At 51.6% G+C, this 23,631-nt stretch carries 23 protein-coding genes; 6 read left to right on the top strand and 17 right to left on the bottom strand.

Annotated features, from left to right (window positions below; all coding sequences use genetic code 11):
* The first annotated feature begins 91 nt into the window (after positions 1 to 91).
* Positions 92 to 1,198 (top strand): tRNA (uridine(54)-C5)-methyltransferase TrmA, encoded by a 1,107-nt coding sequence (trmA, locus tag NHN17_RS07775; protein WP_255041665.1) that lies wholly within the window; start codon positions 92 to 94, stop codon positions 1,196 to 1,198.
* 63 nt (positions 1,199 to 1,261) lie between these two features.
* On the opposite strand, the gene NHN17_RS07770 is transcribed toward trmA, so the two are convergent.
* Together NHN17_RS07770 and fabR are read right to left on the bottom strand one after the other, a co-directional pair.
* The gene (locus tag NHN17_RS07770) at positions 1,262 to 1,633 is read right to left on the bottom strand and encodes a YijD family membrane protein (protein WP_255041664.1); all 372 of its coding nucleotides are present in this window, start codon (positions 1,631 to 1,633) and stop codon (positions 1,262 to 1,264) included.
* Between the two features lie 23 nt (positions 1,634 to 1,656).
* A complete protein-coding gene (gene fabR, locus NHN17_RS07765; RefSeq protein ID WP_255041663.1) occupies positions 1,657 to 2,289 on the bottom strand; it encodes an HTH-type transcriptional repressor FabR in 633 nt (210 codons plus the stop codon).
* Between the two features lie 316 nt (positions 2,290 to 2,605).
* Here fabR and sthA point away from each other — a divergent pair, with 316 nt between their 5' ends.
* The gene (gene sthA / locus NHN17_RS07760; RefSeq protein WP_255041662.1) at positions 2,606 to 4,021 is read left to right on the top strand and encodes a Si-specific NAD(P)(+) transhydrogenase; all 1,416 of its coding nucleotides are present in this window, start codon (positions 2,606 to 2,608) and stop codon (positions 4,019 to 4,021) included.
* A gap of 49 nt (positions 4,022 to 4,070) precedes the next feature.
* Here the strand turns inward: sthA and cysQ are convergent, their stop codons facing one another.
* The 14 genes from cysQ to gspC all read right to left on the bottom strand — a co-directional run bounded on the left by cysQ (position 4,071) and on the right by gspC (position 16,891).
* A complete protein-coding gene (cysQ, locus tag NHN17_RS07755) occupies positions 4,071 to 4,907 on the bottom strand; it encodes a 3'(2'),5'-bisphosphate nucleotidase CysQ (RefSeq protein WP_255041661.1) in 837 nt (278 codons plus the stop codon).
* An 8-nt stretch (positions 4,908 to 4,915) separates the two neighbouring features.
* The gene (nudE, locus tag NHN17_RS07750) at positions 4,916 to 5,467 is read right to left on the bottom strand and encodes an ADP compounds hydrolase NudE (protein ID WP_255041660.1); all 552 of its coding nucleotides are present in this window, start codon (positions 5,465 to 5,467) and stop codon (positions 4,916 to 4,918) included.
* Positions 5,468 to 5,610: 143 nt separating this feature from the next.
* Entirely contained in the window at positions 5,611 to 6,369 is a 759-nt protein-coding gene (locus NHN17_RS07745) for a type II secretion system protein N (protein WP_255041659.1), read from the bottom strand.
* 2 nt (positions 6,370 to 6,371) lie between these two features.
* Entirely contained in the window at positions 6,372 to 6,848 is a 477-nt protein-coding gene (locus NHN17_RS07740) for a type II secretion system protein M (protein WP_255041658.1), read from the bottom strand.
* Positions 6,845 to 8,131 (bottom strand): type II secretion system protein GspL, encoded by a 1,287-nt coding sequence (gene gspL / locus NHN17_RS07735; protein WP_255041656.1) that lies wholly within the window; start codon positions 8,129 to 8,131, stop codon positions 6,845 to 6,847. Before gspL ends, NHN17_RS07740 begins: the two co-directional genes overlap by 4 nt.
* Positions 8,100 to 9,125, bottom strand: a complete 1,026-nt coding sequence (gene gspK, locus NHN17_RS07730; RefSeq protein WP_255041654.1) for a type II secretion system minor pseudopilin GspK — start codon at positions 9,123 to 9,125, stop codon at positions 8,100 to 8,102. The genes gspL and gspK overlap by 32 nt, the downstream gene beginning before the upstream one ends.
* Positions 9,118 to 9,789 carry a type II secretion system minor pseudopilin GspJ gene (gene gspJ / locus NHN17_RS07725; protein ID WP_255041653.1) on the bottom strand — a complete coding sequence of 224 codons (672 nt, stop codon included), beginning with the start codon at positions 9,787 to 9,789 and terminating at the stop codon, positions 9,118 to 9,120. The genes gspK and gspJ overlap by 8 nt, the downstream gene beginning before the upstream one ends.
* The gene (gspI, locus tag NHN17_RS07720; protein WP_255041652.1) at positions 9,776 to 10,153 is read right to left on the bottom strand and encodes a type II secretion system minor pseudopilin GspI; all 378 of its coding nucleotides are present in this window, start codon (positions 10,151 to 10,153) and stop codon (positions 9,776 to 9,778) included. Before gspI ends, gspJ begins: the two co-directional genes overlap by 14 nt.
* Complete coding sequence (gene gspH, locus NHN17_RS07715) at positions 10,150 to 10,740, bottom strand: type II secretion system minor pseudopilin GspH (RefSeq protein WP_255041675.1); 591 nt, start codon at positions 10,738 to 10,740, stop codon at positions 10,150 to 10,152. Before gspH ends, gspI begins: the two co-directional genes overlap by 4 nt.
* A gap of 9 nt (positions 10,741 to 10,749) precedes the next feature.
* Positions 10,750 to 11,184 carry a type II secretion system major pseudopilin GspG gene (gene gspG, locus NHN17_RS07710; RefSeq protein WP_255041650.1) on the bottom strand — a complete coding sequence of 145 codons (435 nt, stop codon included), beginning with the start codon at positions 11,182 to 11,184 and terminating at the stop codon, positions 10,750 to 10,752.
* Between the two features lie 18 nt (positions 11,185 to 11,202).
* Positions 11,203 to 12,423: a type II secretion system inner membrane protein GspF gene (gene gspF / locus NHN17_RS07705; protein ID WP_255041649.1), complete on the bottom strand. Its 1,221-nt coding sequence runs from the start codon at positions 12,421 to 12,423 to the stop codon at positions 11,203 to 11,205.
* Positions 12,424 to 12,426: 3 nt separating this feature from the next.
* Positions 12,427 to 13,929: a type II secretion system ATPase GspE gene (gene gspE, locus NHN17_RS07700; RefSeq protein ID WP_255041647.1), complete on the bottom strand. Its 1,503-nt coding sequence runs from the start codon at positions 13,927 to 13,929 to the stop codon at positions 12,427 to 12,429.
* Entirely contained in the window at positions 13,929 to 15,947 is a 2,019-nt protein-coding gene (gene gspD, locus NHN17_RS07695) for a type II secretion system secretin GspD (protein WP_373689547.1), read from the bottom strand. The genes gspE and gspD overlap by 1 nt, the downstream gene beginning before the upstream one ends.
* A gap of 38 nt (positions 15,948 to 15,985) precedes the next feature.
* Positions 15,986 to 16,891 carry a type II secretion system protein GspC gene (gene gspC, locus NHN17_RS07690; RefSeq protein ID WP_255041645.1) on the bottom strand — a complete coding sequence of 302 codons (906 nt, stop codon included), beginning with the start codon at positions 16,889 to 16,891 and terminating at the stop codon, positions 15,986 to 15,988.
* A gap of 285 nt (positions 16,892 to 17,176) precedes the next feature.
* On the opposite strand from gspC, the gene hslR reads away from it, so the two are divergent.
* The 4 genes from hslR to NHN17_RS07670 all read left to right on the top strand — a co-directional run bounded on the left by hslR (position 17,177) and on the right by NHN17_RS07670 (position 22,741).
* Positions 17,177 to 17,587: a ribosome-associated heat shock protein Hsp15 gene (hslR, locus tag NHN17_RS07685; RefSeq protein WP_255041644.1), complete on the top strand. Its 411-nt coding sequence runs from the start codon at positions 17,177 to 17,179 to the stop codon at positions 17,585 to 17,587.
* A gap of 94 nt (positions 17,588 to 17,681) precedes the next feature.
* Entirely contained in the window at positions 17,682 to 18,560 is an 879-nt protein-coding gene (gene hslO / locus NHN17_RS07680) for an Hsp33 family molecular chaperone HslO (protein WP_255041643.1), read from the top strand.
* Between the two features lie 320 nt (positions 18,561 to 18,880).
* Positions 18,881 to 20,512, top strand: a complete 1,632-nt coding sequence (gene pckA, locus NHN17_RS07675; protein ID WP_255041642.1) for a phosphoenolpyruvate carboxykinase (ATP) — start codon at positions 18,881 to 18,883, stop codon at positions 20,510 to 20,512.
* A 171-nt stretch (positions 20,513 to 20,683) separates the two neighbouring features.
* Positions 20,684 to 22,741, top strand: coding sequence for an AsmA family protein (locus tag NHN17_RS07670; RefSeq protein WP_255041641.1), 2,058 nt, complete (start codon positions 20,684 to 20,686; stop codon positions 22,739 to 22,741).
* On the opposite strand, the gene NHN17_RS07665 is transcribed toward NHN17_RS07670, so the two are convergent.
* Positions 22,696 to 23,616 (bottom strand): bifunctional GNAT family N-acetyltransferase/hotdog fold thioesterase, encoded by a 921-nt coding sequence (locus tag NHN17_RS07665; protein ID WP_255041640.1) that lies wholly within the window; start codon positions 23,614 to 23,616, stop codon positions 22,696 to 22,698. The two genes, NHN17_RS07670 and NHN17_RS07665, sit on opposite strands and share 46 nt — an antisense overlap.
* Positions 23,617 to 23,631: the final 15 nt, after the last annotated feature.

The following is a 23,631-nucleotide window of genomic DNA, read 5'->3' as shown; positions in this document are numbered from 1 at the left end:
ATTCACGATTTTATCCGGCACAACACTGGACATCGGTCAACAATACAATAAAATCTGGCGCTCTTATTTTGAGCAGTTTGAGGCAACCTCTATGGCATCCACCACAATCAATCCAGCTGAGTACCAACCACAGCTAGATGAAAAAGCAGCGCGTATTCAAAATATCTTTGCTGATTTTGATACACCTGAGCTTGAGGTATTTGCCTCTCCTGCCGAACACTATCGTATGCGTGCCGAGTTCCGTGTTTGGCACGAAGGCGAAGACCTTTACTACGTGATGTTTAACCAAGAAACCCGTGAGAAGTATCGCGTTGACCAATTCCCGGCGGCCAGCCGTTTGATCAATGACCTAATGCCTCTATTGGTTGATGCACTAAAACCGGTAAAAGCCCTACGCCACAAGCTATTTCAAGTCGATTTCCTATCGACCCTCAGCGGCGAAATTCTGGTTTCTCTGCTATACCACCGCCAGTTAGATGCCGAGTGGGAGCAAGAAGCCAAGGCACTGAAACAGCGCCTGAATGACGAAGGCTTCAAGCTGAACTTCATCGGACGAGCCCGAAAGCAAAAAATCGTTCTAGACCAAGAGTTTGTAATAGAAAAACTGCAGGTTAACGACCGCGTGCTAACGTACAAGCAAGTTGAAAACAGCTTTACCCAGCCAAATGGTGAAGTCGCCCAGAAGATGCTGGAGTGGGCGGTTGACTGTACCCAAGAAAGCCAAGGCGACCTGCTTGAGTTGTACTGTGGTAACGGTAATTTCTCGTTGGCACTGGCCAAGAATTTCGAACGCGTATTGGCCACTGAACTGGCGAAGCCATCGGTTGACTCTGCCCAGTACAATATTGCAGTGAACAATATCGACAATGTCCAAATCATCCGCATGTCTGCCGAAGACTTTACCGATGCAATGGAAGGGCGCCGTGAGTTCCGTCGCCTGAAAGATCAAAATATCGACCTGCAGAGCTACAACTGCAACACGATTTTCGTTGATCCACCACGTTCAGGTATGGATGAAGGTACCTGTCGTATGGTGCAAGGTTACGAACGTATCATGTACATCTCATGCAACCCGGATACACTCAAAGAGAACCTCGAGATCTTATCTCAAACGCACCGCATCACTCGCTTCGCCCTGTTCGATCAGTTCCCGTATACCCACCACATGGAAGCGGGTGTGATGCTCGAGCGTAAATAACCCAATCACACACTAAAAAAGGCGCCAATCGGCGCCTTTTTCTTTATGTCACAACAGCAGCAACTACGCTTCCGATTGTGCTTTTGGTGTCATGATACCCAGCTTGTAAGCGACCCAGAACAGAAGGCCTAGCGCTAGAATCAATGGCAGGAAGTTTGAACCCATATCCGGCACCTGAGCGCGGACAAATGCCGAGTAACCAAACGCGCCGACGAGGAAACAAGCGAATGCAATGGCAGGCGTGCCTTCGGCCATTGGTTTGCTCAGGTATTCCTGATACAGGCAGTACAGCGCCATCGCAAACGCAATCACAGGGAAGATCGAAAACGCCACCGCGCTTGAGGTAAATACTGCCAGTGTAGCGTTACCACATAGGCCAGCCAGCAATGACAATACTAGCGTTTTACGTTCAGCTTTAGTTTGTTCCTTGTTCATATCCTTTCACCAACATAATAAAGTTAGAGTTTTTGCCTGAGCTCTCTGCGCTCACGCTCTTTGCGGTACCAATAAGCACCCTTTGCAATCATTCTCAATTGCAGAATCAATCTTTCTGCATGCTCTACGCGAGCATGGTTGTCCAAATCCAGCGCCTCTGCCCCCGAACTGAAGACCAAGGTCACAGACGCTTCCGCCTGGGTAAACGCCTCATCATAGGTCACACCGGTTTTAGCCACGAGATATTCGGTAAGTTCCGCAACAAAATGCTGGATCTCGCGGGCAACGGCGGCACGAAAGGCTGGCGAGGTGCCCGAACGTTCACGCAGTAACAAACGAAAAACGTTCGGACTGCTCTCGATAAACTCCATAAAGGTTTCCACCGAGGTGCGGATCACACTACCCTCTTTAGCAATACGCTGACGAGCCTGGCGCATCAGTTGGCGAAGAATCAGACCACCTTCATCAACCATTGTCAGACCAAGCTCATCCATATCTTTAAAGTGACGATAAAACGAAGTCGGTGCAATACCGGCCTCTCTGGCCACTTCCCGCAAGCTTAAATTAGAAAAGCTACGTTCAGCACTTAATTGATTGAAGGCAGCATCAATCAGTGAACGGCGGGTTTTCTCTTTCTGCTGAGCCCTGATTCCCATGGGGTTTTTGTTTCTCTTTGAATTATCTTGCGTCACATTGATAGTCACTATACGCGCTTTTTCACTGCCATCAAAACATAGTAAATCCTGACTGGCGCTTAATCAAAGCCGTTCTTGCCAGTTTTTCTAGTGGCTCACAAACTCCACTACAGCAAGGCGACCAGCAAAACCGCCACCGATCTCCAAGTTTTACCGAAAAGTTATCCCAGCAACGTGATCCTCCGCTCCCTATCGTAGAAGGTTAATTCTACCTTGCTTTAGAAGAAGTTAAAATAACGCGATAGCAATGTTGCCAGGATGATAAACAAGGCCAAGCATGACGAAAAGCAAACACTCTTCAACCCAACACTTTGATGCCATCATCATTGGCAGTGGTCCAGGTGGAGAAGGGGCGGCCATGGGGCTGACCAAAGCCGGTTTCAATGTCGCAATCATTGAACGTGAAGACAGTGTTGGTGGCGGCTGTACCCACTGGGGAACCATTCCTTCCAAAGCGCTGCGCCATGCCGTCAGCCGGATCATCGAATACAACCAAAATCCACTCTACTGCAAGAATAACTCAACCTTGCACAGCACTTTCAGCCAGATTCTTGGCCATGCCGAAGAAGTGGTCAATAAACAGACCCGAATGCGCCAGGGTTTTTACGATCGCAACCAGTGCACCATCATTTTCGGCGAAGCCTGTTTCACCGGCAGCCATAGCGTGATGGTGAAAAAGCCCGATGGTAGCCGGGAGCATTACAGCGCCGACAAATTCGTTATCGCCACCGGTTCACGCCCTTACCAGCCGAACGATGTTGATTTTCGCCATAGCCGAGTCTACGACAGCGATTCGATTCTGCAGCTCAAACATGATCCCCGCCATATCATCATCTATGGTGCCGGTGTCATCGGCAGTGAGTATGCCTCAATTTTTCGCGGTCTCGGGGTCAAGGTAGACTTGATCAATACCCGGGACCGACTACTGGAATTCCTCGACAACGAAATTTCCGACTCGCTGTCGTACCATTTCTGGAACAGCGGGGTGATGATCCGCAACGGCGAAGTCTACGACCAAATTGAAGGAACCGAAGACGGGGTGATCCTGCACCTTAAATCCGGCAAAAAGATGCGTGCCGACTGCCTGCTCTATGCCAACGGTCGAACCGGTAATACCGATAAGCTCAGCTTGGACAAAGTCGGCCTGGCGCCCGACTCTCGCGGCCAGTTGCAGGTCAACCAGAACTACTGTACCGATGTCGAGCATATCTATGCCGTGGGTGATGTGATTGGTTACCCAAGCCTTGCCAGTGCTGCCTATGACCAGGGCCGTTTCGTTGCCCAGGCGATTGCCAATGGCGCCGCAGAAGGCCAACTCATCGACCATATTCCGACCGGGATCTACACCATTCCGGAAATCAGCTCGGTGGGTAAAACGGAGCAGGAACTAACGGCCGAAAAAGTGCCTTACGAGGTTGGCCGGTCACAATTCAAACACTTGGCCCGAGCACAGATCGCCGGAACTGAAGTCGGCAGCTTGAAGATCCTATTCCACCGCGAAACAAGAGAGATCCTCGGGATCCACTGCTTCGGTGAGCGTGCAGCCGAGATCATCCACATCGGCCAAGCGATCATGGAACAAAAAGGCGAAGGAAATAATATCAACTACTTCGTCAATACCACCTTCAATTATCCGACCATGGCCGAAGCCTTCCGGGTCGCAGCGCTCAATGGACTCAACCGGCTGTTTTGAGTGATAAGAGGTTAAACGAAAAACGGAGCCGAAGGCTCCGTTTTGTTTGCTAGTCACTGATTTCCATCAGCCGGTCGTCCGGGGTCAGAATAGATGACCACGGCAAACTCTCATCACCGAGGGTAATAAAGTTAGGGTTTTCTAACGTATCACGCTCATTGTAAGAAAGAGGCGTCAGGTGAGTATTGAGGATCCGGCCACCAGCTTCTTCGACAATACACTGGGTTGCGGCTGTATCCCACTCGCCTGTAGGGCCAAGGCGCAGGTAGCAATCAACGGCCCCTTCCGCAACCAGACAGGACTTAAGCGCCGCTGAACCGAGTGGCACCAAATCATAATTCAGCGCTGGGTCTAACCGGTTGGTGGTTGCACCGATGTCTTGGCGACGGCTGATCGCAACAGCAATCGACTGGGTGGGTAGCTCATGCTTATGGGTAGAAATTTGTACCTTTTCACCTTCCGGGGTGATCTTCCACGCCCCTTTACCGTGATAGGCATAATACACCACACCTGATACCGGTGCGTACACCACACCCATTATCGGGGCGTTGTTATCCACCAGCGCAATAATCGTGGCAAAATCTCCGCTTCCGGCAATGAACTCCTGCGTACCATCCAACGGATCCACCAACCAGTAACGCTGCCACTCGGCACGCTCTGTCAGCGGAACATCCGCATCTTCTTCCGACAACACCGGAATATCTGGAGTAAGCTCTGATAAACGCTGGACCACTAACTTATGTGCTGCCAAATCAGCACTCGTCACTGGCGTATTATCACTCTTAATTTGCTTTTCAAACTGGCCGCGCTGATAGATATCCAGGATCACCTGACCCGAAGACCGGGCAATATCGATAACTTGTGGCAACAGGTTAGATAAGTCCATATGCGCTCCTATTTTCCAAGTTGTTTGAGGGCAAGGAACAAGGCCGTAATGCTTCTCGCCTCGGCAAAGTCCAAATGATGAAGCAGCTCTTCAGCTTGGCTAAGTGGCCAGCGGACGATCTGTAATGGCTCAGGCTCATCACCTTTAAGCTTTTCCGGGTAAAGCCCCTGAGCTAAGAACAAGGTCATCTTGCTGGAGAAGTACGACGGTGCCAGCACCACTTCCTTGAGCGGTTGCAAGTCATTCGCCCCAAAGCCAATCTCTTCTTTTAGCTCACGGTTTGCCGCTTCGGCTGCCGATTCACCTTGATCAATAAGTCCTTTGGGGAATCCCAGCTCATAGCGCTCGGTCCCAGCGGAATATTCCCGGATCAACAATAAGTCGCCTTGCTCTGACACCGGCACAACTAACACTGCGTGACGCCCCGAGGGTTTCATCCGTTCATAAGTGCGCTCTACGCCATTAGAAAACCGTAGATCGAGCGATTCAATCTTGAACAGTCGTGATTGGGCAACGATTTCTGTCGCCAAAATTTCGGGGTTGTTGTGTTCCGCAGCCATGTAATGTCCTATTCCTGGGAAAGCGGGTTACCGCAAACAACGCGGTAACCAAGACAATAACTGCTATTTAATGGCATGCCGCGCAGGAAATAAAGTAATTTGTGAGGAAAACGTTAACCCGACTAATAAAGTCGGGTTAACGTTTATAGGCGTCCGTTGTAGGAAATTTTGTACTGCCCCTTAGGATCGGGGGTCCCCAGCCACTTGAGTTGCTGGCCAAGTTGAGGAGGAAACTGCGCACCCGGCTTGAACCAGCCCGCCAACGAATAGGTGTTGCCTGGTGCGAGCGATGCCTGCCATTCACTGGCCACATCATCAGAAGACTGAGAGACATCAGCCATCAACTTGCCTTCTTCACAAGCTAAATCGGCAATGACCGGGCCGGGGTCTAGCGCTCCCAAAGGAGAAGACACCTGTGCCGCTGACCACGCCAGCACGCCGTCTAGCTGGGCACAGTATGGCGCTTCAAAGCGGTAATCCCGCAGCGTCAACTCGAGGTTGCCATTGACCAATACCGGCAGGGCCGTCGGTGAAAATTTGATCACTTCGCTGGCAGGCATCGAAACCAACAGGTTCTCGGCAAACGGTCCGTGGCTAGAATAACCCACGAGACCCCGTCCCTGCAGATTCATCTCACTGCCCTGACCAAACCTTACATCCAACTTCAGCTTGCCGGTCAGCAGGGAGAATATTTGCATATCCCACTGCACCCGACCAAAACTCTTACCTTGCCAGCGGATCTGGCTGGCCGAGCCCTGCCAAGGCGTTCCCCGGATCCCTGAAATATCTAGCCCCTGAACATTCGGCACCTGCTGCCATACCCAGCTAGCCGGAATATGTGCCACCAGGCTGCCCACCAATACAGCACCAAACGAGGCGCCCAGTAATAACTTATACTTCACACTTACCCCCGCCCTAACTGCAAGCGGTTAACTTCGACCACACCAGTACGATCGGCTTTCGATACATCCAAGAACTGGGCATCAATACCGTGCTCATCACGCAGAAATGCCAGCCAGTTGATCAAGGTATTAAAGGGTAGCGGCTGCACCCATACCTGTACCGATTCACTACGTGGCTGCATCCGGATCAATTCAATATTGAACTGGCTAGTCGTTTCATTGACCACCTGGTTCAACCCTTTGTCGCTGACTGAACCGGTCGTGCCACTAGTCCCGCGTAGCGACAGAATTTCATCTGCCTTGGTCTTAACCCAGCTCAGTAACTGGCGCTCACTTTGCAGGCGACGTTCGGTATTATCCGCAGACGTTGCCATCGGTTGCCATATCCCCCAATAGAGAACGGCAACGAACAGGGCTGCTCCCCCGCCCAAAACCAACTTCTGCTCCCGCTGGCTCAACCCTTTCCACCACGCGTTCATGATTTTCTCCTTAGCACGATAGCACCGGTTACCTGGTTCCCCTCACGGTTCAACTGACCGAGTTCGACTTCGAAGTCTTCATCCAGCATGGTTCTCAGCTGCTCGAAGTGCTGGAACTCAGAGGCCGTCGCCTGGAAGCGCATTTCATTGCGGTTCTGATCATAGCGGAAGTTCTGAACTGACAACTGCGAGACCTTGGCCAATGATGGCTGTAGTTCCGCCAACCAATACAGAATCCCCTCCGTACTGCTTCCTCCACCAAGGCGAGTCAGCTCACTGTTCATTTGTCGTTTGAGATAACTTTGCGATGGCACACGCTGGAACTGAGGCAGTACCTGGCGGAAAATACGCTCACTTTCGGCCTTGTAGGTCAACGCTTGCTGCTCCATCGCCTGTACCGAAATAACATGCTCCGCCACCATCACAGCCATTAGTAGCCCAGCGGCAATAGCTACCTTGCGCCATGGTTTGAGGTACTTACGCCACGCCGGCTGTTGCTTGTATTTGCCAGAGAGTAAATTCACCTTGCTCTCGGCAGCTCCTTGCGCCAACAGCTGCATCACCAACTCAGGCGTTTCCGCAACCCACTGGCCCGGCATATTTTCAGGTGCAGGGGTATAATAATGCACCACAAGATCGTCATCGGATGCGACTTCATCCGACTCAACCTTGTCTTTGACTTCTATCGCATCAGTCTCTGTGCTATCTGCATCTGCGTCAGGATCATCCGTCACTCTCTGTGATTCAAGCCATGGTGCCAACCATGCGCGTTCAGCCCCAATCCCCAGGGATTCAGACTGGCGAATCAACCACATGCCATCTAGCTCAGCGGCCGTAAAACCATTATCGAACAGCGGCAAGCACAAGCAGTCCGGAAGTAAGGCCTTGGTTTCAATACCTGCATCTTCCAGCGCCGCCAACCATAGCGCCACTTTTTGATGCTCCACCACCGCGACCTGGGCCATATCACCTTTTTTCTGGAGAAGATGAACATGCAAGCTGTCCACATCTTGGGCCAGCTCTTCTTCCAGCAAGAACGGCAGTACCGCAGATAACTGCCGGCTACTACCAGCAGGAATGGCGATCTGGGTCAGCAGTACATCCCCTGCAGGCACCAATACATAGACAACACGCTGACTAGCATAATCGGCAATCTCGCTCAGCTGGCTGATCGCATCAAGCTGACCCGATGCGATGACTTCTTTTTGTTGTGGCGACCAGACAAGCCATTGCACCGGCTGATCAGCACGGCTACTTAGCCTGATTGTCAGAAATTCGCTCACTAATTCCTCCATAACGACGACGCACTACCGTCACCGTGTCTTCACTATCTCGTTTGAGCAAGGCCACTAACCTCACCCTAGAACGATCGACCAATACCTCGGTATCCATCTGAAAATAATCACTACTGATTGCCAAAAATTCCTTGGCCTGATCTTTTATCGTGGCATCTACACTGGTCAGCTGAGATTCTCCGAGAAAATCATCAACATTATCCCAGCCATCATACGGCCGATCGGCGATCAACTTCTGGGCATCAGATAGCGATAGCCGTGGTGAGAACAATGCCACCAAAATAGGCGCCTGCTGCTCGAAAAGCGTATTAACATTAATCGCCAGCGTGGTGGTGGGAATAGCACATACCTGATGGCGCAACTTGTCAAAAATAGTCGCCGTTACACCGTTCACCGCTCGCAACTCACTGGCATCGGCCATCCAATCTCGTGGAGGGAGGTAAGGCGGGCGGAAACCTTCATAGGTACTGTCTCCCGCCCCAAAGGCAGCATTGACCTTCTCATCCGTGTCGACGTATTCCCACACCGAATCGGCAACCACTTCGGCGTCGTAGCTTTCGACACCCGTTTCTTCAATCAAGGTTTGCAGTACAGTCACGATATAGGGTTTGGTACTGCTCTCTGTTGTCGGCTGTACCCCCGACAAGGCATTAAGATTAAAGCATGCCTGACGATCAATAATATCGCCGATGGCCTCACCGCCATCGAGCGGATAGCGCTGACCTTGTGTTGCCCAGGCTTGGCTAAGATTGACTGTATCGCTATCATCAATCCCTTGCTTGATCGCTACCTTGGCCAACTCTTCCATTCCCTGTGCAAACCAATAGGCCTGCTGATTCTGGATTTGATTTTCGACCCGATAAAAATTGAGATGCAGCCGCTCAGTCATCTGTACCGCTAGCAAGGTCATCATTGACAACAGCAACAGTACAACAATCAGGGCCACGCCACGTTGCTGCTTGAGCGGAGTATACTTATTCATCACTACCCGCCTCCAATGCAGAGGTCGGCAGCATATACACCCGCTCGATATCTCCGTAGTCTTCAAGCGTCAGCTTAATCATCACCCCTTCGGGCAAAGCAGCCGGTTGATCCCACGTTTCCAGCCACGTTTTGTCGCTATAGAACCGGAATGACATTTCCTTAACCCCAGGTAAAATCGGTCTGCTCAAAGCTTCGGTGCCAACAATACTGTCCGGGTAGCGGAACCAAACCCGCTCTAACTGCTCGTCGACGATCCGGTAGCCGACCTTAACATTCTCTCCGCGAGGGAACATTTGTTGCGGGTTCTGCCAACCGGTGCGGGTAAACAAAATGCCATAGCTCGACGAATCAAGCAGGTATTCACTGCTCTGGAGTATCCTATCGCTGACCGTCTCACCCTGATTGCGAACCTTACGAGCGACTACCTGGCGGAAATCATTGTCCATCATAACTATCGCCCGCTGGATATCCTTGAGCCGCTCACTGTGCTCACGCGACTGTTCGTCACTGCGTTGCACCCCGTTCATCACCTGGTAGGCCGACAAGCTCAGCATGGCAAATACAGCAATAGCCACCAGCACTTCGAGTAAAGTGAAACCCGTTTGTTTCGCCCTGCTATGGCGCGACATGCGCTGATGGGAAAAAGGATTAATTCTCAACATAAGTTCTCAGCGTCACTACCGACTGCTTGCGTGCTTCGTCTGTGGCCACAGTGACATCCAGCGCCCGCAAGAACCCATCTGCCGTTTGGGTGCTTGTAATCGACCAGTACCAATCGCGTCCAGCCAACTCGGATTTCCCGCGCTTGGCCGATGTCGGGATCTCACCCGACAGCCTGATCTTGGCCATTTCATTGTCGGCCACCATGGCGGCAAAGGTTTTTTCCTCTAGATAACCCAGGGTATTGAGGTGTTGGCTGACCGCTCTCATCACACTGAGTGCGGCAGTAGCAAACACCGCCAGTGCCACAAGCACTTCGAGTAAGGTCATCCCCCGATCGCGTCGGGATATCAATGGGTGTTTCACTGCTGGGCCTTCTCCTGCACGCTAGCGATAGTCTCGCCCGGCGGCAACAGGAACAACTGGCCCAATTCATCGGCCTGTACCCGCCAAAACTGGTTCTCGCCCGTCACTTCAAACTCCAACGTAAAAGGGGTGTATTCCCCACTGGCCATCACCACAACCTGAGGCGGCTTTATCTTGTCTTTGTCAGTTTGCTCAGCAAACAAGTCTTCATTAAACAGCGAGCCAGGCTTAAACAAGCGATCCTTGTCCTGCCAAGAGTAGCTGCCAATGTCGACAGTCAAACGAATCTCTTCGGGCATCTCCACCTCAGTGAAGAACTTAGAAGATTCCAACGGCTGCCAATCTTGACTGGTTAGCTGAAGAAACTGGTACCGATTACGCTCCACCCTGACACCATAGTCGTAGCCGTTGAGTAGGGCGTCCTCGCCCAGTAACTGGACGAGGTAGTGAAAGCGCGCAGCTTCCTCCCTGACTTTGTCTTCCTTGCTTTCGGGCAAGGCCACGATGACTGCCACTGCGCTGGTTGCCAATAGCACCAGTACCAGCAGTATCTCGATCAGGGTAAAACCCGCTGCACGCTTACTTATCATCACAATTTAGAAGTCCAGCATGTTCCAGTTACCGATATCGGTATTGATACCCTCGCCGCCTTCTTGGCCATCGGCACCCAGGCTGAAAATATCAACAGCTCCGTGCTCACCCGGCATCACGTACTGGTATGGGTTACCCCAAGGATCGTTAGGCAAACGACGGATATAACCACCATCACGATAGTTACGTGGCTCCGGGCTCGATGACGGCATGCTCACCAACGCCTCAAGGCCCTGATCCGTGGTTGGGTACACGCTATTATCCAATTTGTACATGTCCAATGACTGCTCTAACGCACTGATATCGGTGACGACTTTCTGCTGATCCGCTTTTTCCTTGTTACCTAACAGGTTAGGTACCACCAAGCTGGCCAATACCCCAAGGATAACGATGACGACCATGACTTCCAGCAGCGTAAAGCCGCGTTGTTTGCGTTGCATTGAGAAAACCTCCAAAAATTACATTCCGACCATGTTGTTCAAAGCAATGATCGGCATAAGGGTAGCAATAACAATAAACATCACGATGCCAGCCATCGCGACGATCAATAAGGGTTCAAAAATCCCCAGCGCCATATTCACCAGCGACTCGAAGTCCCGGTCCTGGTTGTCAGCAGCACGGGTGAGCATCTGCTCGAGTTCACCACTGCGCTCACCACTGGCTATCATATGCAGCATCATAGGGGGAAATATTTTGGTCTGCTCCAACGAGACCCGCAGGCTCGAGCCTTCACGCACCTTGTCCGCGGCCTCGCGGATCTGCTGATTGACCCAGGTGTTAGTCATTACATCCGACGCCACCTTCATACCTTCCAGCAACGGGATGGCACTCGAGGTACAAATAGACAATGTCCGGGCAAAGCGAGATGTGCTTAAGCCCCGGGCAACCTTGCCGATTACCGGCAAGCGCATGACCCAGCGGTCCCATTTAAGCCGGAAGTCCGGCCGCTTGAGGGCCATCTTAAGCAAGATCACCACCACAGCAATGACCAGCAATACCACCAACCCCCAGTTCTGAACAAAGTCACTGGCCGCCAGCAAAATTTCGGTAATGGTTGGCAGTTGCTGGCCCATCTGGACAAACTGATCAACAATCTTCGGTACCACGGTTGCCAGCAAAAAGGCCACCACGGCAATCGCGATCAAGGTCAGCATGGTTGGGTAAATCATCGCCTGCTGCAGTTTACTGCGCATTTTCTGACGGTTTTCGGTGTAATCCGCCAAACGGTTCAACACCGTATCCAAATGGCCAGATTTCTCACCTGCAGCTACCATGGCACGAAACAGCTGGTCAAAGATGTGCGGATATTCCGCCAGTGAATCTGAGAGGGTATACCCCTCGACCACCCGGGAACGTATGGCCAGCAGCATATTTTTCAGCCGTGGCTTTTCGCTCTGCTCTGCCACCGCCTTTAGACACTCCTCAAGGGGCATCGACGCCTGTACCAAGGTCGCCAACTGACGAGTGATCAGTGACAGTTCATTGGTACTGATCCCCCGACGCAATTGAAAACCGCCACTGGATTTTTTCTTCTCGCGCTCGCGGGTCTGTACGACCTCAACCGGGATCATCCCCTGCTCACGGAGCTGCTGGCGAATTTGCCGCGCCGTATCCGCTTCGAGGACCCCTTTCTTCTGACGCCCTTTGGCGTCCAGGGCTTTGTACTCAAACGCCGCCATTAGTTAGCCCTCCTTGGTAACCCGCATCACTTCCTCAAGGGTAGTAATACCGACTTTTACTTTGGACAAACCATCATCGCGAATACTTGGTGTATGGGCCCGTATAGCTTTTTCAATTGCCATCTCACCGGCTTCACCGTGGATCAGCTCCTGTACTGAATCATCGATCATCAACAATTCATGAATACCGGTTCGACCACGGTACCCTTTGTTGTTACAGGCCTCACAACCTTTGGCATGGTAGAGGGTCAGACTCTCTTCTGCCGAAAGGCCAAACAGCTTCTTCTGTTCGGTATCGGCATCATACGGTTCACGGCAGGTAGGGCAAAGAGTCCGGACCAAGCGCTGGGCCAGTACCCCAAGCAGGGAAGAGGACACCAAGAAAGGCTCAATTCCCATATCACGCAATCGGGTAATAGCACCCACGGCGGTATTGGTGTGCAAGGTTGACATTACCATGTGACCGGTCAATGACGCCTGCACCGCAATAGATGCGGTTTCGAGGTCACGGATCTCACCAACCATCACCACATCAGGATCCTGACGCAAGATAGCACGCAAGCCACGGGCAAATGTCATGTCCACTTTCGGATTGACCTGGGTCTGACCAATGCCGTCGATATCAAATTCAATCGGGTCTTCAACCGTCAAGATATTGCGCTCTTTGCCGTTAAGTTCCTGCAGGCCAGCATACAAGGTGGTCGACTTACCCGAACCTGTCGGGCCGGTCACCAGAATAATGCCGTGCGGACGTTCAATGAGATGACGGAAGTTAGCATGGTTAGCTTCGGTCATCCCCAAGCTGTAGAGATCCAACCGGGTCGCATTCTTGTCAAGCAAACGCAGTACCACCCGCTCACCGTGAGAAGACGGCATAGTTGATACACGCACATCCACCGCACGACCACCGATCCGCAGCGAAATACGGCCATCCTGCGGGACCCGCTTTTCAGCAATATCCAGACGGGCCATAACCTTGATACGCGATACCAGCAGCGGCGCCAGCTTACGGCTCGGCTGTAACACTTCACGCAGTACGCCATCAACCCGGAAGCGGATCGACAGGACTTTCTCGAAGGTTTCGATATGGATATCCGACGCAGCTTCTTTGATCGCTTCGGCCAGCATGGCATTGATCAGCTTGATGATAGGTGCGTCGTCTTCCGACTCCAGTAAATCCTCTGTTTCAGGTAACTCTTCGGCCAACGCGAAGAAGTCATCGCTATCCGAACCCAGATCTTCCATCAACTGGCGGGCTTCGGAGGAGTCACGCTGATACGCTTCGGTCAACTTAAGCTCAAATGCCTTGTCTTCCAATGGATGCAGAACAAAACTGCCACCTGCCACCCGACGGATTTCCGCCAGTACCGAACCAGAGATCTGGCCGCTGTAATACAGCGCAACATCCTGATCCAATACTTCAAGCACCACCCGGTGGCGCTTGGCAAAAGAGAAAGGCAGCCGGAACAGCGGCTGCTTATCCTGTTCCTGGCTCAAATCATGCATTACTGTTTGCCCTCCAACTGGGCAACAAAGGCGCGGACCTCTGGCGGCAACGAAATGTCTTCACCATATTTAGGCAGTACCGGAAGTTCAGCGTTCGGCATCAGACGCAAGCCCTGATCCGCTTTGTATAACTGCTCGGCACGGATGTAATTGTACTTACGCTGGGTAATACCATCTGCCGTCACCCCGTCGCGGATAATCGTTGGTTTGATAAACACCATCAGGTTAGTCTTGGCCGTAGTGGTATTGGTCGATTTGAATAAGTGGCCGAGGATCGGAATATCACCCAATAGAGGGATCTTCTGCTCACTCTCATTGGTCTGCTCTTGAATAAGGCCACCCAGCGCCAGCATCTGACCGTCTTGGATCAATACGTTGGTAGTGAGCTGCCGCTTGGAGAAACGCACATCGACAGCACCATCAGCCCCCAGCACGTTAGACACTTCCTGCTCGATTTTCAGCTGGACCGAGTCCCCTTCATTGATCTGAGGTGTCACATTCAGCTTGATACCCACTTCCTTACGCTCAACAGTCTGGAACGGGTTATCATTGTTCGAGCTCGAGGTCGAGCCAGTCACAACCGGGACTTCCTCACCGACAATAAACGACGCTTCGCCATTGTCCATTACGGTGATACTCGGCGATGACAAAATATTGGAGTTACGATCTGAGGCAACGGCATTGACCAGCATAGTCCAGTCACCCATCACGATACCTAGCGCCGCACCATTTACCCCACCAAGCACGGAAGCTAAGGTGCTGAAGTCACCATCTTCTTCAATAGTACGGGTCTGCTCAATACCATTGGCATCAAGATAAGTTTCGGTACGGGTCGAGCTTTGAGCTTCTTCCAGACCAATTGCGTACTGGGAAATTGGTACGCCTGAGTTACCAAACTGCACCACGCCACCGTCAGTGGTACCCCACTGAACACCGAAGTTCACCCCGTCGCCTTCGGCAAGCTCGACAATCATGGCTTCGATCAGTACCTGGGCGCGGCGGATATCGAGCTGGGCAATGATATTTTCCAGTGCGCGCATGATATCTGGCGGCGCGGTCAAAATCAGCGAGTTGGTATCAACGTGGGCCGAAATCATGACTTGGGAGTTGCTGCTTGACGTGGCACTCGCATTGCCCTGTTTCTCTGCCTGCAGGTTATCTGATACCCCCTTAAGGACATCAACCATCTCTGCGGCATTGGCATACTTCAGGTACACCACCCGGTTGTTGCCCGACGAGGCCATCTCTACGTCCAGCTGGCGGATCAGGCGACGAAGCCGATCACGCACCTGCGGGTCACCCGATAGCAGAACCGAGTTAGTACGATCATCAGCAACTAACTTAGGCTGCAGGAATTCAGGGGTAGATTTCGCGTCAGCCGTTTTGTTCAACGCGTCTACGATGCGTACCATTTCCGCCGCCGAGGCATTACGCAACTCGACCACATCGATCTCTTTATCACCGGCCCGGTCAACCCGCTCGATGATTTCCGCCAAGCGGTTCACGGTTGCCGCACGACCCGTGATCATGATGATATTGGCCGGATCATAGTGCACCACGTTACCGGCGCCTGCGTTATCGTTAAGCTGGCGCAACAGTGGCGACAGTTCACGTACCGACACATTGCGCACGGCAATCACGCGCGTAACGACCTGATCGCCAGTAATATTGCTGTTATCACCGACCACAGGGATAGCTGAAATCTTGGCGTCTTTATCACGGACGACCTTAAGCACACCGTTGTCCATTTCGACCACGGCAAAGCCATAGACTTCGAGTACATTCAGGAAAAACTGGTAGTACTGCTCATCATTGAGCAAATCATAACTGCGAACATTGACCTGACCACGCACCGCTGGATCCACGATGATAGTTTTCTGCAGGTTCCGCCCGACGATGTTAATAAATTCCTGAATGTCTGTTCCTTTGAAGCTGGCACTAAACTCGCTCGCCAATGCAGAGCTGCACATTAAGCTGCTTAATAACCAGAGGGCACTTTTACCCATCCATTTTTTCACAAAAAACTCCTGCGCTATCGCATGTTCGCTTTGGGCTACTATTGCAGCTCAATATAAATATCGTGTAACTGACCTTCTCGCTCGACGGTCAAGGTAAAATCGGAGGCACTCGACAATTCGGTCCACAATTTCGCCATCACTGCAGCATCAGTCAGATCATTGCCGTTGAGACTCACGGCCAGATCATTGGCCTTCAGGCCCACGGCGTCGAACAACGCCCGCTCTTTCCCGGGGTTAACCCGGTACCCCACCAACTCGCCATCCCGTTTCACTTGGGACAGGCGAATATAGCTAAATAATGTTTGTGGTTTCTCAAGAATTTCTTGTTTGATACGGCTCAAATCAGACGTTGGCTCCGGTTCTTGGGGAGCCCGGGGCTCTGGTGGACGAGTTCTTGCCGTATTCTGGGAAGGTTTATTGAAATCGACACCATCGAGCATCAGTGTTTCATCACGTCCGCTGTTGCGGATAATCACCCGGTCTGGATAGACGGCCTGAAGGGTAGCACGGGTGCCTTCTATCGCTTCGTTCAAGCCATAGGTATTTTGTTTACCGCGGTGGGTGATAACCGCCAGGGCAGTTTGCGGGTTTGAGCTGGCAACCAGACCGACAAGGGTCAAACTAAGGCGGGTCTGTGGCGCATCCTGCTTCACCGGTTGCTTACGTTCCACGACCGGAGCAGCACTTTCCTGATAGCGCCCGAACAGGTTCATGTTCAATACTTTGGTGATTTCGCCACGATCATTACCAGCGCTGGACGATACAGCGACAGTCGATGCCTGCCAGGTGGCGGGAGATGGCGTTGGCTGCAAGGCCAACCAAACCATTCGGCCAATCACCCAGGCGAGCATCACAACCAGCGTCCAAGTAAGGAGGCGGGCCAATGAAGAGATTGAGATCCTACTATTGGACTGCAGGGTCCCTAACCAATTTGCTGTTACCATGAAAAATCCATCATCCTGCGGAAATAAAAACTAGCGCGTTATATCAAAATGTAATAGGAAAACATATTACTTCTTGGTTAAATCGTATAATTATCTGACTTAGTTTATCAAAGTGAGCCGAGAAAGTTTCTCCTACTATCAATAGACTATCTATTTTATGTGATTTATTCCCAGATTGTTGTTGAAATCCCGATCCCATATCACCATTTATTAACTCTCAATGCCTGCTGACGCTCTGTCGTCAATATGGTACTTTTAGCGCCCTTTCGGGTTAAGGAGCATGCTGTGGGCCAGCAAACATCGCATTCAGACAACTTTCAGGTCCGTCTTGATAAGTGGTTATGGGCGGCACGTTTTTACAAAACCCGTTCTATTGCCCGAACCATGGTCGATGGCGGAAAAGTGCAATATAACGGCCAACGGTCCAAGCCAAGTAAACTGGTTGAAATAGGTGCAGAGATCCGTGTGCGCCAAGGTAATGAAGACAAAACCATTATCATAGAGAAACTCTCAGGCACCCGCCGCGGTGCGCCTGAAGCTCAAACTCTCTATCGGGAAACAGCGGAAAGCGTAAAATTACGCGAAGAGCACGCTAAAATGCGTCGCCTCCATGCCTACGGCAGCCCGAGTCCTGAAAAGCGTCCTGATAAAAAGCAGCGTCGCGATATAATTAAGTTTAAAAGTCATTCCGATTAACGGTATTAGTTCAGTGTAGCGCAGAAAAGTTTCGTTATGTTGACGTTCAATACCAAAATTGGTCAATTAGATACCTGCTGGAGAAATCAAGCTAATGACAAAAGATAGTCTATACCGTTACCTGTTTGACGGTGTATCAGTACGTGGTGAACTGGTTCAGTTGGGCGATACTTACCAACAGATCATTTCCAGCAAGGACTACCCGGCCCCTGTTCAGACCCTGTTGGGTGAACTGCTGGTTGCCACAAGCCTGCTAACTGCCACGCTAAAATTCGAAGGTTCAATCACTGTCCAGCTACAAGGTGACGGCCCGGTAAAACTGGCAGTGATCAACGGTGACCATGATCAGAAACTACGTGGTGTTGCTCGCTGGGACGGTGACATACCTACCGAAGGCACTATCCATGACCTGATGGGCAAAGGCCACATGGTGATCACCATTACCCCAACCAAAGGCGAGCGCTACCAAGGCGTAGTTGGCCTAGAAGGCGACAGCCTAGCTTCTTGCCTAGAAGGTTACTTCGCCAACTCCGAGCAACTGAAAACCCGTATTTGGCTGCGCACTGGCGAACATGAAGGCAATGCCAAAGCAGCGGGTATGCTGCTGCAGATCCTGCCGGACGGCCAAGGCCATGAAGGTGACTTCGATCACCTTGAGCAGCTGACGGAAACCGTGAAAAACGAAGAACTGTTCAGCCTAGAAGCGCAAGATGTCCTATACCGCCTGTACCACCAGGAAACAGTTAAGCTATTCGACCCACAAGACGTGATTTTCCAGTGTGGTTGTTCACGTGAGCGCAGTGCCTCTGCAATCTGCTCAATCGAGCGTGCTGAAGTAGAACGCATCATTACCGAAGAAGGCAAGGTTTCCCTGCACTGTGACTACTGCGGTACCAGTTATGACTTCGACAGTGTTGATGTGGCAGCCCTATTCGAACAGGCGGCGACAGGCAACAGCAACCAGGTGCATTAATTATTCAGTTTAAAAAAGACTGAAACTGAATTACAAAAGCCGGACATTGTCCGGCTTTTTTTTTACCTAACCCACACTTTAGCTGTTTATTTTGTAAGCAAGCAACATGCTAAGCCTCGCTTTTTTCAGAAAAAGTATTAAACCACAGGGGCTAGATTAAACGCTTCACATAACGATAAAATTACCACCCACAATAAATTAAAGAATTTTACTTAATTTTAACCTTTTAATGGTTAATTTTTGATAAACCTCCCTGAATTACCCCTTTAGGGTTGCTAGCATGGTCAACAGTTAAACAACATCTTACCCAAGGAGCACCTATGACTGTCATGAACGTCGAGAAAAAGGTTGCAAAAACGCTAGATTTATCTCAATACGGTATCAATAATGTTGCGGAAATCGTTCGCAACCCAAGCTACGAAGTTTTGTTTGAAGAAGAGACCAAGCCAAGCCTGGAGGGATACGAAAAAGGTATCGTTACCGAGCTAGGTGCCGTCGCGGTTGATACCGGCATTTTCACTGGCCGTTCCCCTAAAGATAAATTCATTGTTAAAGATGACACCACCCGCGATACCATGTGGTGGGCAGACCAAGGCAAAAACGATAATAAGAGCATTGGTGTTGAAGCATGGAACGATCTGAAAGAGCTAGTGACAGGCCAGCTATCTGGCAAGCGCCTGTTCGTGATTGACGGCTTCTGTGGTACCAACCCAGATACTCGCCTGTGTATTCGTATCATCACCGAGGTTGCTTGGCAGGCTCACTTCGTGAAAAACATGTTCATCCGTCCGACAGAAGAAGAGCTGGAATCTTTCGAGCCTGACTTCGTGGTCATGAACGGTGCCAAGTGCACTAACCAGAAATGGGAAGAGCACGAAATGAACTCCGAAAACTTCACGGTGTTCAACCTCACGGAAAAAATGCAGCTTATCGGCGGTACTTGGTACGGCGGTGAAATGAAGAAAGGTATGTTCGCAATGATGAACTACTTCCTACCGCTTCGTGACATCGCATCAATGCACTGTTCTGCCAATATGGGTGCAGACGGTGATGTGGCAGTCTTCTTTGGCCTGTCAGGTACAGGTAAAACCACCCTATCTACCGATCCTAAGCGCGCCCTGATTGGTGATGATGAGCACGGCTGGGATGATAACGGCGTGTTTAACTTCGAAGGTGGTTGCTACGCGAAGACTATCAACCTATCGAAAGAAGCCGAGCCTGACATCTACAATGCTATTCGTCGTGACGCACTACTAGAAAACGTCACTGTACGCAGCGATGGTGCGATTGATTTCGATGACAACTCGAAAACAGAAAATACCCGCGTTTCTTACCCGATTTACCACATTGAAAATATCGTTAAGCCAGTATCTAAAGGCGGCCATGCTAACAAGGTGATCTTCCTATCGGCTGATGCGTTCGGCGTATTACCTCCAGTGTCCAAGTTGACACCAGAACAAACCAAGTACCACTTCCTGTCTGGCTTCACCGCTAAACTCGCCGGTACTGAGCGTGGTATCACCGAGCCAACGCCAACTTTCTCAGCATGTTTCGGTAACGCGTTCCTAACGCTACACCCAACTAAGTATGCAGAAGTACTGGTTAAGCGTATGGAAGCAGCAGGCGCAGAAGCCTACCTGGTAAATACTGGCTGGAACGGTTCTGGCAAGCGTATTTCTATCCAAGACACCCGTGCCATCATTGATGCTATCCTTGATGGCTCTATCGACAGCGCAGAAATGAAGAATATCCCAATCTTCAACTTGGAAGTACCAACATCGCTGCCACATGTCGACCCAGAAATCCTTGACCCTCGCGAGACTTACACCGATCCTCTGCAGTGGGAAAGCAAGGCGAAAGACTTGGCTGAGCGTTTCATTAACAACTTTGAGAAATACACCGACAATACCGAAGGTGCCGCTCTGGTCGCAGCTGGACCTCAGCTAGACTAATCGCTAGCCATACAGTTCTAAGCCCCTCACACGAGGGGCTTTTTCGTTAATTAAACGCCAGTTTTCCCGCCCAACCCTTGCAGCCTTGGTGAAATTACCGCCTAATAATCATAACCATCAGTATTTTTGCACTGAAGGCATATTCAGATCTATAGCGTGCTGGGAGCCAATATGCGTTTTATCGGGAAGATCATCGCCACCCTTGCTGTACTTATCGCACTGGGGATCACCATCGTGCTGGCCCTGCTACATACCCGGTATGCGACGCCGATGATCACCCAAGCCGTCAACCGATTTACACCCTATACCTTGGCCCTTGACGACATCCGCTATCATATCCGCGATCCGTGGCACCTGACCTTACAACGCCCCGCACTGACTATCACAGACGGTCAACCGCCAATAACCGCCAACCGGCTTTCTGTTTGGTTCAACCCAAGCTCACTGCTCCAACTGCAGTGGCAATTTGATAGCATACTGGTTGACGAACCCGTTGTTTTCGCCAAGCAGCTATCCGACCTCGCACCAGAAGCGATGGAAGCAAGCACCTTTGCACTGCCCGAATTACGCAGCCACCGGCTCGCGATCAGTCACCTGAACGTATCAACACCCTCGTTAAGGCTCAAGCAGGGCGAACTTCAACTCGACCAGTGGCATTATCAGCCCAGCAATCCGGCCCCTTGGTGGCAACAATTCGATGGTAATTTCCAGCTGGCAGCCGACAGCGCCCGCTGGCAGCAATGGCAGATCCAGCAGCCCCTACTTGATGGAAGCCACCGAAACAATCAGTGGACACTCAATGCTTTCTCTTTCGACTGGCAGAATGCCAACATCAATGGCCAGTTTGATGCAGCCCTCGACAAACGCTCCGTGGATATCCATCAACTCACCCTCTCCGGGCTGCAGCTACAAGATTTCAAGCTCACCAATGAAATCCAGCAACAAGCCTATGCGCTGGCCTCGCAAGGCTGGCAGGCGACAGTACGCCGGGCTGATATTCTCGACAGCAGTATCGAGCTGCCATCGCTGAGCCTTAATCATGCTAATTTATCCCTGACCAACTGGCATTGGCCCGGCACCGTTTACTCACAAGAGGATGCCTGGTTATCTTTCAATGCCGAGAGCGGTAGCTGGCACCAACGGCCATTTACCGATCCCCTACTTGATTTGAGCTTCACACCCGGCACCGTTGCTCTCAACGGTGTCGCAGTCAACGCGCTAGAAGGGTATTGGCGTGCAAGCGGCCGCTTTACCCCAGATGCTCTGCGGCTAGACAACCTTACTAGCAAAGGGATCAAATGGTTCCTGCCTGCCGACTGGGCCGGACAATTGGTACAGGCCGTTTCGCCCTTCAAGCAGATTCGCATCGATACACTGAACATCGGTTATGCCCAGCTAACCGCCGCCGACAGCAATACACCTTGGTATATCAATGGGCTTAACGTCAACGGTCGCGATCTGCTGATCCGCCAGCAGCCCTATTTCAACCTATGGCATGGCAGCCTATCCGCAACAGCAAGGCAAGCGAGTCTCAATACCATTGACCTGCAAGAACCGCTTGTCGAGATGCGCAGTGAACAAGGCCAGTGGCAGCTGGAGCAAGCCTTCCTACCATTCAAAGGGGGATTGCTAGAGGCAACAGGGCAATGGGATCTAAATCAAGAAGGCTTGCCTTGGCACGCAGCACTGCAAGGCGATAGTCTGCCTGCCAATATTTTGCCACAGTGGTTATCCCTGCCATGGCCAGCGGCCGGTCGCATAGATGCCACCGCCGCCCTACAGGGACTCGGCCAGCACTATACCGGTCTTGCCCATAGCCTGAATGGCGAGCTCCGGGCGACATTCCGCGACAGCGAGGTCAACCAGGGCTCAACCACTTTTCTGCAGGCCTGGCACCCACCCGCTGCACAGGAGAGTATATCCGCAACCGCAGAGCCTACGATAACGGGCAGCCAAAGTGAAAAACCAACAGATGACACGGAAAAGAAAACCTCGCTGGCCATTACCCCGCTCAAAATCCGCAGTGATCGGGGCCGCCTCACGATAGCGCCGCTCACTATCAAGGGCAAAGACATAGACGCCTCATTGAAAGGGCAATGGGATTTGGCAAGCCCTACCGGGCAACAACTTGAATTGCATGCGAAGTTGGGTTGCCAACGCCTTATCAGGCGCTGGCAGGATGGTCAGCAGACGGTGTCGGTTTCGACTTGTGTCGGCAATAACATGTAAGTGCCGGTGAAGGTCGATGCCAACTCATCGCCGCTGTATACGTTGACCTTGACGATAGCTCGGCCTTTGCGGTGACTGGCAAGACGCTCAACATCCCCCTCGAGATCTTCAACGGTGACAACCGCACGCGGCCGCTCCTTGACCGGGGATCGATAACGGATATGGCTATCAACCAGAACGATATCAGCTTTGTATTTTCGCTCTTTCAATAGCATCCAGACAAAGCCCCAGCCTGCAAGTGTCGCCATGGTGAAGATACTGCCGGCAAACATGTTGGCTTTGGTATTGAGGTTGGCATTGATCAGGGCACTGACCTCAAAGCGGTAGCCAGTGTACTGACTTATCTTCACCCCCATTCTTTCACTGATCGGGATCTGGGACTGCCACAACGCCTGCAACTCCTGACACCAATCAGGATGACGGACCACTTCGGCCAGCGGCTCGAGGTGCTTGAGCATCTGCTGATGCCTGACCGGCCCTTTTTCCTCGCTCAACTCTCCCTGGTTGGTAAAACCGCTACGTAGATAGAAGGGAATCGCATCCTCGCGGGCATTACAGACCAGTCGCTTTGCGCCTTCTTCTCGGGCCAGTGATTCCAATGCCATCAACACGATAGCCCCCATCCCCTGATGGCGATGATCCGGATGTACCGCCATGTAGCGAATTTGGCCATCATTATCCGGCGTCATATACAACCGGCCAATGGCAATCGTCTGACCATTGTCACTGACGATCATCCGGTGGCTGCTGAGGCCATCATAGGCATCTCGCTCAGAGCCGATCGGCATATGCCAAGGCTCCCGCAGCATACGCCAGCGAAAGTCGTAATAGCTGGCTAGCTCTTCTTCCGTTTGTGGGGTGACAAGTCGAAACATGAAATCCTTCTCCAG

Source organism: Photobacterium pectinilyticum, assembly GCF_024357955.1.
GTDB lineage: Bacteria > Pseudomonadota > Gammaproteobacteria > Enterobacterales > Vibrionaceae > Photobacterium > Photobacterium pectinilyticum.
Note: the sequence above shows the minus strand (reverse complement) of the source record. Positions and strands in the feature narration are given on the sequence as shown.

Bases quoted from the DNA above. Each gene is read 5' to 3' on its own strand.
- trmA (WP_255041665.1), top strand. From the start codon at position 92: ATGGCATCCACCACAATCAATCCAGCTGAGTACCAACCACAGCTAGAT.
- NHN17_RS07770 (WP_255041664.1), bottom strand. From the start codon at position 1,633: ATGAACAAGGAACAAACTAAAGCTGAACGTAAAACGCTAGTATTGTCA.
- fabR (WP_255041663.1), bottom strand. From the start codon at position 2,289: ATGGGAATCAGGGCTCAGCAGAAAGAGAAAACCCGCCGTTCACTGATT.
- sthA (WP_255041662.1), top strand. From the start codon at position 2,606: ATGACGAAAAGCAAACACTCTTCAACCCAACACTTTGATGCCATCATC.
- cysQ (WP_255041661.1), bottom strand. From the start codon at position 4,907: ATGGACTTATCTAACCTGTTGCCACAAGTTATCGATATTGCCCGGTCT.
- nudE (WP_255041660.1), bottom strand. From the start codon at position 5,467: ATGGCTGCGGAACACAACAACCCCGAAATTTTGGCGACAGAAATCGTT.
- NHN17_RS07740 (WP_255041658.1), bottom strand. From the start codon at position 6,848: ATGAACGCGTGGTGGAAAGGGTTGAGCCAGCGGGAGCAGAAGTTGGTT.
- gspK (WP_255041654.1), bottom strand. From the start codon at position 9,125: ATGAATAAGTATACTCCGCTCAAGCAGCAACGTGGCGTGGCCCTGATT.
- gspJ (WP_255041653.1), bottom strand. From the start codon at position 9,789: ATGTTGAGAATTAATCCTTTTTCCCATCAGCGCATGTCGCGCCATAGC.
- gspG (WP_255041650.1), bottom strand. From the start codon at position 11,184: ATGCAACGCAAACAACGCGGCTTTACGCTGCTGGAAGTCATGGTCGTC.
- gspF (WP_255041649.1), bottom strand. From the start codon at position 12,423: ATGGCGGCGTTTGAGTACAAAGCCCTGGACGCCAAAGGGCGTCAGAAG.
- gspE (WP_255041647.1), bottom strand. From the start codon at position 13,929: ATGCATGATTTGAGCCAGGAACAGGATAAGCAGCCGCTGTTCCGGCTG.
- gspC (WP_255041645.1), bottom strand. From the start codon at position 16,891: ATGGTAACAGCAAATTGGTTAGGGACCCTGCAGTCCAATAGTAGGATC.
- hslO (WP_255041643.1), top strand. From the start codon at position 17,682: ATGACAAAAGATAGTCTATACCGTTACCTGTTTGACGGTGTATCAGTA.
- pckA (WP_255041642.1), top strand. From the start codon at position 18,881: ATGACTGTCATGAACGTCGAGAAAAAGGTTGCAAAAACGCTAGATTTA.
- NHN17_RS07670 (WP_255041641.1), top strand. From the start codon at position 20,684: ATGCGTTTTATCGGGAAGATCATCGCCACCCTTGCTGTACTTATCGCA.
- NHN17_RS07665 (WP_255041640.1), bottom strand. From the start codon at position 23,616: ATGTTTCGACTTGTCACCCCACAAACGGAAGAAGAGCTAGCCAGCTAT.